The sequence below is a fragment of the Mesorhizobium sp. M5C.F.Ca.IN.020.32.2.1 genome (genome assembly GCF_004023105.1).
Lineage (GTDB): Bacteria > Pseudomonadota > Alphaproteobacteria > Rhizobiales > Rhizobiaceae > Mesorhizobium > Mesorhizobium wenxiniae.
Genome location: NZ_RZSX01001461.1, coordinates 1 through 796, shown reverse-complemented (window position 1 = coordinate 796; position 796 = coordinate 1). Strand labels below are relative to the sequence as shown.

Below are 796 nucleotides of genomic sequence, written 5' to 3'. Positions count from 1 at the left end.
GCACAGAGGAGCACTTCATGACCGACAACGCCACAATTGCCCGGATCTGGCGGGGAAGGACACGCCGTGATCTGGCAGACGACTACGAGCTCTATCTACGCCGCGAAGGCATTCCGCCGCTTCAGGAGAAGGCACTTGGCTTGCAATTGTTTCGCGAAGATCGCGAAGAAGAAACGGAGTTCGTGACCATCTCGTACTGGCCAGACGTCGAAGCCATGGCGAGCTTCACCGGCGGCGACCCGCACAAGATCCACCACCTGCCGCGTGACGAAGAGTTTCTCATTGAACTGCCCAGGCGAGTGACCGTGATGCGGATCCTCGTCAGTCAATTGCCTCGCGACTAGGGCGGCGGCCTTACGACGTCGGCAGCAACGAAAAAGGCCGCCTCGTGGGCGGCCTTTCACAATTCGCAGAATGCCGTGTTATTCCGCGTCTTTGGCGGCTTTCTTCTTCGGCGCGGCCTTTTTCTTGGGCTCTTCCGTATCGTCGGCCTGCTTGGCGTCGGCCTTCTTCGCGGCGGCTTTCTTCGCCGGCTTCGCGTTGGCCGTCTCGGTGTCCTCGTCGTCGGCCATCAACTCTTCCTTGCTGACCTTAACGTCGGTGACGGAGATCTGGCCGAGGAGATGATCGACCACCTTCTCCTCGAACATCGGCGCGCGCAGCGTGTTCAGCGCTTCGGGGTTGCTGCGGTAGAATTCGAACGCTTCCTGCTGCTGGTTGGCCGGATAGCGGCGCACCTGCTCGAACAGGCCACGCTGCAATTCGTCGTCCGACACCGTCACGCCGGCCTTCTCGC

1 protein-coding gene and 1 pseudogene are annotated in these 796 nt (G+C 60.9%); one reads left to right on the top strand and one right to left on the bottom strand.

Translation table 11 applies throughout. The features are described 5' to 3' along the window. Positions 1 to 17: 17 nt before the first annotated feature. Positions 18 to 344 (top strand): hypothetical protein, encoded by a 327-nt coding sequence (locus EOA86_RS36790; RefSeq protein ID WP_128345844.1) that lies wholly within the window; start codon positions 18 to 20, stop codon positions 342 to 344. Positions 345 to 422: 78 nt separating this feature from the next. Here EOA86_RS36790 and EOA86_RS36785 read toward each other — a convergent pair. Then, a pseudogene (locus tag EOA86_RS36785) lies at positions 423 to 796 on the bottom strand (trigger factor); the annotation flags it as partial.